Annotated in this window: 9 protein-coding genes and 1 pseudogene; all 10 read right to left on the bottom strand. The window is 34.1% G+C overall.

Annotation, left to right across the window (positions count from 1 at the left end; translation table 11 throughout):
- Positions 1 to 612: 612 nt before the first annotated feature.
- Positions 613 to 1,206 carry a GNAT family N-acetyltransferase gene (locus H033_RS0119200; protein WP_026839745.1) on the bottom strand — a complete coding sequence of 198 codons (594 nt, stop codon included), beginning with the start codon at positions 1,204 to 1,206 and terminating at the stop codon, positions 613 to 615.
- Between the two features lie 21 nt (positions 1,207 to 1,227).
- On the bottom strand, positions 1,228 to 2,628 hold the full coding sequence (locus tag H033_RS0119195; RefSeq protein WP_026839744.1) for an amidohydrolase family protein: 1,401 nt from the start codon (positions 2,626 to 2,628) through the stop codon (positions 1,228 to 1,230).
- A 10-nt stretch (positions 2,629 to 2,638) separates the two neighbouring features.
- A complete protein-coding gene (locus H033_RS0119190; protein WP_026839743.1) occupies positions 2,639 to 3,451 on the bottom strand; it encodes a phosphate ABC transporter ATP-binding protein in 813 nt (270 codons plus the stop codon).
- Positions 3,448 to 4,296 carry a phosphate ABC transporter permease PstA gene (pstA, locus tag H033_RS0119185; protein WP_026839742.1) on the bottom strand — a complete coding sequence of 283 codons (849 nt, stop codon included), beginning with the start codon at positions 4,294 to 4,296 and terminating at the stop codon, positions 3,448 to 3,450. Before pstA ends, H033_RS0119190 begins: the two co-directional genes overlap by 4 nt.
- Complete coding sequence (pstC, locus tag H033_RS0119180; protein ID WP_026839741.1) at positions 4,289 to 5,161, bottom strand: phosphate ABC transporter permease subunit PstC; 873 nt, start codon at positions 5,159 to 5,161, stop codon at positions 4,289 to 4,291. The genes pstA and pstC overlap by 8 nt, the downstream gene beginning before the upstream one ends.
- Positions 5,142 to 5,978, bottom strand: coding sequence for a phosphate ABC transporter substrate-binding protein (locus H033_RS0119175; RefSeq protein ID WP_026839740.1), 837 nt, complete (start codon positions 5,976 to 5,978; stop codon positions 5,142 to 5,144). The genes pstC and H033_RS0119175 overlap by 20 nt, the downstream gene beginning before the upstream one ends.
- A gap of 387 nt (positions 5,979 to 6,365) precedes the next feature.
- Positions 6,366 to 6,992 (bottom strand): DEAD/DEAH box helicase, encoded by a 627-nt coding sequence (locus H033_RS0119170; RefSeq protein WP_026839739.1) that lies wholly within the window; start codon positions 6,990 to 6,992, stop codon positions 6,366 to 6,368.
- 142 nt (positions 6,993 to 7,134) lie between these two features.
- A pseudogene (locus H033_RS20755) lies at positions 7,135 to 7,911 on the bottom strand (type 1 glutamine amidotransferase domain-containing protein).
- Between the two features lie 65 nt (positions 7,912 to 7,976).
- Complete coding sequence (locus H033_RS0119160; protein ID WP_026839738.1) at positions 7,977 to 8,978, bottom strand: NADP-dependent oxidoreductase; 1,002 nt, start codon at positions 8,976 to 8,978, stop codon at positions 7,977 to 7,979.
- An 11-nt stretch (positions 8,979 to 8,989) separates the two neighbouring features.
- Positions 8,990 to 9,568, bottom strand: a complete 579-nt coding sequence (locus H033_RS0119155; RefSeq protein ID WP_026839737.1) for a TetR/AcrR family transcriptional regulator — start codon at positions 9,566 to 9,568, stop codon at positions 8,990 to 8,992.
- Between the last annotated feature and the right edge of the window lie 90 nt (positions 9,569 to 9,658).

The raw sequence follows: 9,658 nt of genomic DNA, 5'->3' as shown, positions 1-9,658 counted from the left end.
AATATGCCTTCTGGCAATAAATAGCGGGCTAATTCTTTATCCAAGTTCTAAGTGTTTTGCTTGCAAAGATACATTTCTCCCCAAGTATTTACCTTGATCCGGGGTTTTTTTGATTTCTGAAACTTTAGGAACATAACGGATCAAGTCAAAAACTTGTGGAGTTCTCGGATCATGCAGAAATTATTTTTCTAAATTGTAAAAGATCTACATTCCTAACTCCTGTAATCTGTGTTTTAAAAGTTTTAGCGTTTTATTATTATTTGACTAATCAATATCCTTTTTGGAATAAGCCCTGCAAGGGTTTGAAACCCATGCAGGGCTGGTGTCATGTATTTTTTACATCTCTAATTTCTAGCTTCAAAAAGTTTTTATTAAAAATTAACCAGCCCAGGAAATCAAAAAAAAAGTTTACTGAATTAAGGATTTTCCGTCCCATAAAATGATGAAAGCTTCCTTAGGATGTCCGGCCAGGGATTGCAGCAAGCTACCCTGTAGCGCGGAAAGCCCGGCACAAGGCACAGCCGAAGTGGGACGCAGGTAAACTATAAAAAGTGGAAATATTCAAAATTGGATTCTCTTTATTTAATGGAGAACCTTAAATTTTAGAAGCTTTTATTTAAAACCACATTTATTTTTCAATGCATCCTTAACAGTCTTGACCCACTCATCCTTTAAAATACTTAGAACAATACTATCTCTTCGACCGCTTGGAGCCATACAATTACTACGTAATATTCCCTCTTCTACACAGCCGATACTTTTCATAGCTGCAATGCTTTTCATATTTGTAGCATCCGCTCTAAATCCAACACGATCTAGATTCATTATTTCAAAAGCATACTTAAGCAATAGAAACTTACAATTTTTATTTAAGCCAGTACCCTGAAAATCTTTACCATACCAAGTATAACCCAGTTGGACCGTGTTGTGAGCTTTTCTATAATCGTAAAAACGAGTAGATCCTGCAATTTTATTTGTGCGTTTATCCAATATAATAAAAGGATAAGAGGTTTGTAAATCTTTATCTCTTAATGTCTTATTAATATAATTTTTCAAATTCTCTAAGCCATTAGCAGGAATCAATGAATATTTCCATAATTCAGGTTCATTTAAAGAAAATTCTTTTAAAAGAGAAATATCCTCTTTTTTCAATGGTCTTAATAAGACAATCTCATTCTCTAAAATGATCTCATTTTTAAATTCCATAGCAGCTTTTAAGCTTATTGTTTAGTTCTTTATATCTTTCAGCAAATTATCCAGCATCATCTTATCGTATACTTTTCCTTTAACAATTGTGGCTTTAATACTGGTGAGGTTTTTTATGTCCTTTAATGGGTTTTTCTCTAGAATCACCAAATTTGCTACTTTGCTTTTAGCAATACTACCATAGAACTTGCCCAACCCGAAGAATTCAGGACCGTTTACAATTGAGGTGATAAGGGCTTGTTGTGGAGTAAGTCCCGCACCCACTAAACTTTGTAATTCCATCAGTAAGGATTCTCCGGGATATACAAACGAATTAAAAGCTCCGGAATCTGATCCTGCCAGTAGTTTAACTCCCGACTTATATAAAGGAACTATCATTTCTTTTGCCAATATTCCTAATTGTGATCTGGAACTATTTCCTTGTGATTTTGCTTTTATGGCAGTTTCCAATCTTCCTTTATATGTTTTTTGTATCCCTAACCCAATATAATTTAATAGACTGTCTTTTGCATGATCTACTTCGGTTAATTCTGAAAGGACAGTTCCTATATATAATGTGGGTGTGATATAAGCATTTTGAGATGCCAATTTATTAAAAACGTTATTTGCTAACTCGGGATCATAAGATGTTACTATTTCGGGAAACATAGAATAGCTCGGATTCACTTTTGTTAAACTATCGGCTAAAGGAGAACAAGCTTTTATTATATAATACATATGTTCTGTTCCATCCAAACCAAGCTCAGTTGCTGTAAGTAGATCTGCACTCAAGGGCATATGGCCTGTAGTCTTAAGCCCTCTTTTTTCAGACTGTTTGATAATTTCGTAAAAGACCTCCTTAGTTAAGCTACCATCATACATTTTTACGTAATCTACTTCTAAATTCTCTAAAGAATCTAGGGCAGAGGTTACATCTTCTTTTGTTTCCACAATTATGGATCCCGGCCATGCTGGTTTTTTTCCGTCTAGTTTTGGACCGGAAGTTAAAATCACCGGGCCTTTCAGTTCTTTTTTAGCAATTTGATTCTTCCAACTTAAAACACTTTGAGTTATATCACCTCCAGCGTCTCGAACATTAGTAATACCATGTGCAAGATATAATGGAAGTAGATTTTTGTTTTCCTCGATAAGAGAATCACCACCTCTAAAATGAACATGGTTGTCCCATAAGCCTGGCATTACAAAATTATTATTTGCATCGAATTTTTCTTCAGCTTTGTATTTATCTAAATTGGCCATATCATCTACCAATCTTATGGTATCCTTAGATATTGCTATTAATTTAGAGTAATTTAATGTATCACCAAGCACATCAATAATAGTGGCATTGGTAATTATTAAATCATATTGTCGTTTAGGTTTTTCAGAATTACATGAGCTGAAAAGAAGTAAAATTAAGAGTGATCTTAGAAAATTAGTCATATTTTAATTTTTAACAAGCGCAGTATTCATCCTTTAAATATGCTTTGGTTTGAGAATTTTGAGGGCAAGAGAATAGCACTGAAGCATTACCTTGCTCAATAAGCTTTCCATCACATAAAAAGATCAAATGATCTGCAATTCTTTTGGCTTGCTGTATGTTATGTGTTACAAATACAATGGTATATTCTTCTTTTAATTTAACCATCATATCTTCAATAGCCCTTGTAGATAAAGGATCTAATGAGGAAGTAGGTTCATCTAAAAGGATCACTTCCGGTTTAACGGCCAAAGTACGGGCGATACATAAACGCTGCTGCTGCCCAATGGATAGTGAAATTGCTTTATCATTTAATCTATGAGAAACTTCTTTCCAAAGTGATACTGTCTTTAAGTTTTCCTCTACAATTTGGAATTTTTCAATTTTACTTAGTTTTTTTAAATGCTGAATTCCAAAAAGCACATTTTCCTTGATAGATTTTGGAAAGACACAGGGTTTTTGAAAAACCATTCCAATTTGTGTCCTTAAACTTGCAATATCAGTATCTGAAGTTAAAATAGAGCTGCCATTAAAATTGATATTTCCCTGTGTAGTGATCCCGTCCACATCATCATTAATTCTATTGATACTTCTTATCAAAGTAGATTTTCCACTACCAGATGGTCCAATAATACATGTGATCTTATTTTTGGGGATATTCACATCTATGGCATCTAGGACATGATTTTCCTTGATCCAAATATGGAGTCCTTCTAATTTTATAATATCCTCCGTTTTTTTTCCAACTACAGATAATTTTGATTTTAGGATAAGTTGTTCCATCATCTTTTTGAAATTGTTTGATGCTTTAATCTAAAGCAGAGTGCTGATATGCTAAATAATACCACCAATGTTACCAGAACTAAACTTGAACCCCAGGCATTTTGCAAAGCATCTGGGTTGGTGGCTTGTTGGGCAAGCGCTAATATATGAGTAGGTAAGGTAGAAACCGGTTCAGAAAATGAATTAGGAAAGGCTACTCCAGAAAAAGCGGTAGCAATGAACATTATTGGAGCTGTTTCTCCAATAGCTCTCGCCACATCAATAAGCAATCCTGTTACTGCCCCACTAAAACCCTGTGGTAAAAGTACTTTTCTTATAACTTGCCATTTTGTTAATCCTAGAGCTAGAGAGCTTTCTCTATATACCGTTGGGATGCTATTTATGGAATGATATGTAGAAAGTGTAACCGTTGGTAAGATCATCATGGCGAGTATAATTGAACCTACTATCCATGAGATTCCCATACCTAAGATATTTACAAATAAAATAAGTCCGAAAATACCGAATATTACGGAGGGAATTCCATTCAAACTATAGATAAGGGTGTTTATAATTGCATGTAGCTTTTTGCTAATTACATATTCACTCTTGAAAATAGCGGTTCCAATGGCTACAGGTAAACAGATTATTGCTGAAAAAAGAACTATTAAAACACTTCCAGCTATTTGATAAATGATGCCGCTAGAGGCTCCAAAGTTTGAGGAAGCTTGGGATAAAAAGTTAAAATCAATTGCGGGTAGCCCATTCCACAGGATCACCCCAAACAAAAAGAATAGAATTGTTGTGCTTAAAATCACCGCTATCCAGGTAGCGTAAGTAAATAGTTTATTTTTAAGCTGCCTATTCATATAATCGTTCTGTTTTCTTTGATGAATTTTGAGCTAATACCGTAAGGAATAATACAATTGAAAATAAAACTAATCCCATAAAGATCATTGCGCTAAAATGAACAGATCGAAAAGAGGTTTCTGCAATCTCTCTACCTAATTTGGAAGTTACAGTTTGTCCCGGGGATAACCAGTTCAAGAGAGGACTTGGCAATTTATCTATACTTCCTGCAACCAACATTACAGCCATGGTCTCACCCAAAGCTCTTCCAAATGCCAATAAAATTGCACTTTTTACATCTGCCCTGGCTATAGGCATCAGAACTTCCTTAATGATTTCAGAATTATATAGACCTAGACCCTTTGCGGTTTCTCTATATTTTTCAGGGATATTATGAAAAGCATCATCTGTTAAAGTAATAATGGTTGGAAGTATCATAACAGAAAGTAATATACCAGCAGTAAATAAGGTTCTGCCAGATTGAAGATCAAATAGATCTTGAAACCAGATGCTTAAAAATGCGATCCCGATCAATCCATAAATTATCGACGGAATTCCAGTCAATAGTTCAAGCACCGATTTTACTACAAATCTATATTTGGAAGCTAAGATCTCACTGGTAAAGATCGCGGTAAAAGTACCTAAAGGAATAGCGATTACTAAAGCAATAAAGGTGACCACAAAGGTTCCATAGAGCATGGATATAATTCCGAACTCACCTTTTGCTGGATTCCAGCTTAAACTTATTAGATCTAAACCGATAGTACTAATAGCTTCCCAGCTATTTATCAATAAAATAATAAAGATTAAAAGAACGACAAAAGCACTAATTAAAGTGCTTGTATAAACATAGTATTTTCCAATCTTATTGGTTGATTCTAACATAACCTGCTTCTTCCACTATTATTTGTCCTTCAGAACTCAAAAGATAGTCAATAAAATGCTTAACAGCTCCTGTTGGTTTACCGTTCGTTACAATTAATAGATCTCTTGTAATAGGAAATTTATTATCGATTATATTTTTTAAACTTGGTTCTATTATAGTTCCATCCAACATTTTGATACTTAAGCCTTTTACATCTTCATTTAGCCAAGCATTAGACAGCATTCCAATTGCTGCATCACTTTGTACGATAGCCGTTTGTTCTTCATTATTAGAACCAAGAACAAGATCTGCTCCCGCTGCAATTGCTTCTTTATCTCCCAAAACAATTTCCATGAATACATGTCTGGTCCCTCTGGAAGCTTCCTTGTCTATCACTAAAATTTCCTTGTCTGGCCCTCCTAGTTCGTTCCAATTTCTAAATTCCCCACTATAGATTTTAGCTATTTCTTCTAAAGTTAGCGAAGTAATACCAGAGTTATATATCTCTGAAGAAACAACTGGAACTACAGCATCTTTTCCAATAGAGATTGAATTAAAGTTGACCATTGGATAAGAAACTATCTCATCTTGAGTAATATCTCTGGAGACCATCCCTATGTCTAGTTTACCTTCTCCTAATTGATTTACGCCTACGCCAGAACCACCCTCGTTTACAATAATATTAAGCTCTGGATTGGTTTTCCTGAATTCTTCTGCCGCGACAGAAATAATTGGAAGAACGCTTGTGCTGCCTGCAATGTTTATAGCTTGTTTTTTATTACAGGAAGTTAGAATAAAGCATACTAGAAGTGCCAGTAGGGTATAGGTGTTTTTCATTAAAAAATATTTATATTGATATTAAAAATTATCATTGCATTCGTTCAACATAAAGATATACGACGAAAAACTATTCTTGGCTTACAAAAAACAGAATATTTTTATTTTTTAAAAAATCCTAATGTCTAGTATGGCGAGCGCGCTAGTTTAGGTTCCAATTGAAATTTTGAAAAAAGGAAAGATAATTATTTAAAAAGACATCTTTAAGGAAGATATCTATGGTGTGGTGGAAAATGTGTAGTATAAAATATAATTCTATAGAATACAGTCTACTGTCAGCATTATACCTATCTGATGCAATAGGTTAAAATCTCAAAATCTATTTTCTATATGATTATTTTTGGAGAGCACTTATGATCCAAATGAAGTGTAAATAGAGCTTACTATTTAAGCTGTAGCTTCTTTAATAGTAACTTTTACTGCATTCTTCATAAAAGTTTCTTCTAATTTCTCCAATTTTTGAGTCATATTTTCTGTAAAAACTAAATACTGACATTTAGTAATGCTTTGGAAAACTCTATATATAGCTTCATAGGCTGATCTTTGTAGTAGATCATGGGCATCTTCGAGAATCATCAGCTGAAGTTCCCCTAAATTAATACCAGTAATAGAAAAGAGCTTATTTATTCTTTTTGGAGTTGCAATGACAATATCTACACCCGCATAAATATCATCTTTTTGATGATCTATATTTTGCTCATCATACGCACAATAGGTCCTAAGATCCATATATCTTGTGAACTCCTTAAATTTTTGCTCTAGATCTAAAGCCGATTCTTTATCTTTTACATATATCAATGCTCTAGGGGCATCCATATATGCCTCCGATTCAAGCTGTTGAATTGTACTTATGATCATTGCTGTTGTTTTACCAGCACCTTCTGGAGCAATACCGTAGAAATTAGCGCCACTCTTTATTTTTGAAATACTTTTTTTCTGAAATGGAGTAGGAACTTCAATTTCAAGACGTTCAAGAGCTTCTTTTAATGGTGTATTCAGTTTTTTAAATGGCATGCGCTAATATTTTGTGGTAGCTGAATAAATTTCAGCAACTTTTTCTATTTTGGCAAAAGTACAACCAAATTATTGAGTTCACTGGCTTACTAGGAACAAAGCTTTGGATAGCAGTTTTTTATATAAATTATTAAAATAAGCTTTATTTCAGCGACTCGTATAATTGATCTGCTACTTTATTAGAAGATGCAGGGTTTTGTCCGGTGATCAAATTCCCGTCCTTTACCACATGTACATTCCAGTTGGCAGCTTTGGTGAAAACACCTCCATCTTCCTTTAGCATATCTTCTACTAAAAATGTAACAACATTAGTTAACTGCACCGCTTCTTCTTCAGTATTTGTAAAACCGGTTACATTTTTCCCCATTACTAATGGCTCCCCATTTGCATTTTTCACGTTTTTTAGAATTCCCGGTGCATGACATACAAAAGCGATCGGTTTTTCCTGCTCATTAAAAGTCTCTATTAAAGTTATCGAAGTTTTATCTTCAGCAAGATCCCAAAGTGGGCCATGACCTCCAGGATAAAATACTGCATCAAAATCTTCTGCTTTCACGTCTTCCAGTTTTACAGTAGTATTAATTATTTCCTGTGCAGATTTATCTTTATTAAAACGCTTGGTAGCTTCTGTTTGACTTGCTTCTGCTTTCCATCTAGGGTCTATAGGAGCTTTTCCTCCTTTAGGAGATGCTACTGTTATTTTCACCCCTTTATCAAGTAAGTTATAATATGGAGCAGCAAACTCTTCTATCTAAAACCCTGTTTTTTCGCCGGTATCATCCAGCTTATCATGCGAGGTCAAAACAAATAATACCTTCTTTTGATCTGTATTTTGCTTTTCGTTATTTTTTATTTGTTGGCTGTTAGCAGTTAAACTGCTAACACTTAAAGCCAGTACTATTAAATGTGTTAATTTCATTTCTTTCTATCTTATTATTAATTGAAAAACCAATTGCGCTCACTCTATAGCGTCAGTTTTTTGTTTTAGATTTTAACTACCATTTTCCCTTTATTCTTCCCGTCGAAAAGATCTAAAAATGCTTGAGGTATATTTTCAAAACCTTCTATAATTGTTTCAGAATAACTAAGCTTATCTTGATTTAACCATTCAGTTAATTGCTTGATTCCTGCTGGATGTTTATCTGCATAGTCGAAGACCACAAAACCTTGCATAGAAGAACTTTTCTTTACCAAAAATGGTTGCACGCTAATACTCTTTGGCAGTTCGGTATTATTATAAACAGAGATTGCTCCACAATTAATAGTTCTTGAGAACTTATTGATGTTAAAAAGTACAGCTTCAGAGATCTCACCTCCAACATTGTCAAAATATACATCTACACCATCGGGACATGCTTTGGCGATTGCCTCAGACATATTTTTAGTAGTGTTGTAATTAATACCTTCATCAAAACCAAATTTAGATTTCAGCAGTTCCACCTTTTCATCTGTTCCTGCAATTCCAACAACTCGTAATCCTAAGATCTTACCAATTTGTCCTACTACGCTACCTACAGCACCTGCTGCTCCAGATACAAGTAGAGTTTCACCTTTCTTTGGTTTTCCTATTTCAGTTAATCCCAAATAAGCAGTTAAACCGGTCATCCCTAAAATCCCTAAATACGCTGATAATGACGCCTTGTCTGGATCTACCTTTAAAAGACCATCTCCTTTTGCTGTTTGTGTTTCTTTCCACTCTAACATTCCGGACACGTGATCTCCTTTACTAAAGTTGCTGTTCTTAGATTCTATAACTTCTGCAATGATTCCCGAAACAATTGGTTTATTTAACTCAAATGGTGGTATGTAGGAAGGAGCATCGCTCATTCTCCCTCTCAAATATGGGTCTACAGAAACATATTTAGAATTAAGCAAAACTTCACCTTCCTGCAATTCAGAAATTTCAGAAGTAGTGAAATCAAAATCTTTCAAATCTGGTTTTCCAGCTGGTCTATTCTTTAAATTAATTGTTTTTGTTGTGCTCATGATTTTTATTTTTAAATTTTAATACTATTCCATGCCATTTTATAGGCTTCATCTACGTGCGTAGATGATAATTCATACAGCTCTCGCTGTTGCATATTCATTAAAAATGCGATAGGGTAAATGCTAAATGCATATAGCATATATGGGGAAACTTGTTTAATGATCCCTTCATTCTGCCCACGTACCCAAAGATCTAATAGTGGTTGCAGGTGTTTTAAGCCTTCTTTTCTGCTAGGTTCATCTATCATGGGGGTATTATCACATTGAGAAAGGAACATAGCTTCTTCCACTTCTTTCAATTTGAATACTGCGATATTCTTCCAGATCTTTTCAAAACCTTTTTCAACAGAAAAATATTCTTCATAATCCATAAAAGCAAAATCACTAAATGAGGCCTTTACTTCAATATAAACTTGATTTATCAAGTTTTGTTTATTTTCAAAATAGAGGTAAATGGTCCCAGGCGAAATCCCTGCCATCTTTGCAATCTTGGACATAGGAGTTGCATGAAAACCGTTGTTATTAACAAGTTTAATTGTAGCTTTTACAAGTGCTTCTCTTTTATTTTGACCTTTTGAAGTTGCGCTCATATTTGAAGATTCTGACGCAAATTTACGTTAAAATGAACGTTCATTCATTTTTTAAATTGGGTTTATGTTTTATTTAACCCTATAGATTAA

The sequence above is a fragment of the Gillisia sp. JM1 genome, assembly GCF_000424645.1.
GTDB lineage: Bacteria > Bacteroidota > Bacteroidia > Flavobacteriales > Flavobacteriaceae > Gillisia.
The sequence above is the reverse complement of the archived record's forward strand: the minus strand, read 5'-3'. Positions and strand labels throughout refer to the sequence as shown.

Coding starts and splice junctions, on each gene's coding strand:
- H033_RS0119190 (WP_026839743.1), bottom strand. CDS start 3,451: ATGATGGAACAACTTATCCTAAAATCAAAATTATCTGTAGTTGGAAAA.
- pstC (WP_026839741.1), bottom strand. CDS start 5,161: ATGTTAGAATCAACCAATAAGATTGGAAAATACTATGTTTATACAAGC.
- H033_RS0119170 (WP_026839739.1), bottom strand. CDS start 6,992: ATGCCATTTAAAAAACTGAATACACCATTAAAAGAAGCTCTTGAACGT.
- H033_RS0119155 (WP_026839737.1), bottom strand. CDS start 9,568: ATGAGCGCAACTTCAAAAGGTCAAAATAAAAGAGAAGCACTTGTAAAA.
- H033_RS0119195 (WP_026839744.1), bottom strand. CDS start 2,628: ATGACTAATTTTCTAAGATCACTCTTAATTTTACTTCTTTTCAGCTCA.
- H033_RS0119160 (WP_026839738.1), bottom strand. CDS start 8,978: ATGAGCACAACAAAAACAATTAATTTAAAGAATAGACCAGCTGGAAAA.
- H033_RS0119175 (WP_026839740.1), bottom strand. CDS start 5,978: ATGAAAAACACCTATACCCTACTGGCACTTCTAGTATGCTTTATTCTA.
- H033_RS0119200 (WP_026839745.1), bottom strand. CDS start 1,206: ATGGAATTTAAAAATGAGATCATTTTAGAGAATGAGATTGTCTTATTA.
- pstA (WP_026839742.1), bottom strand. CDS start 4,296: ATGAATAGGCAGCTTAAAAATAAACTATTTACTTACGCTACCTGGATA.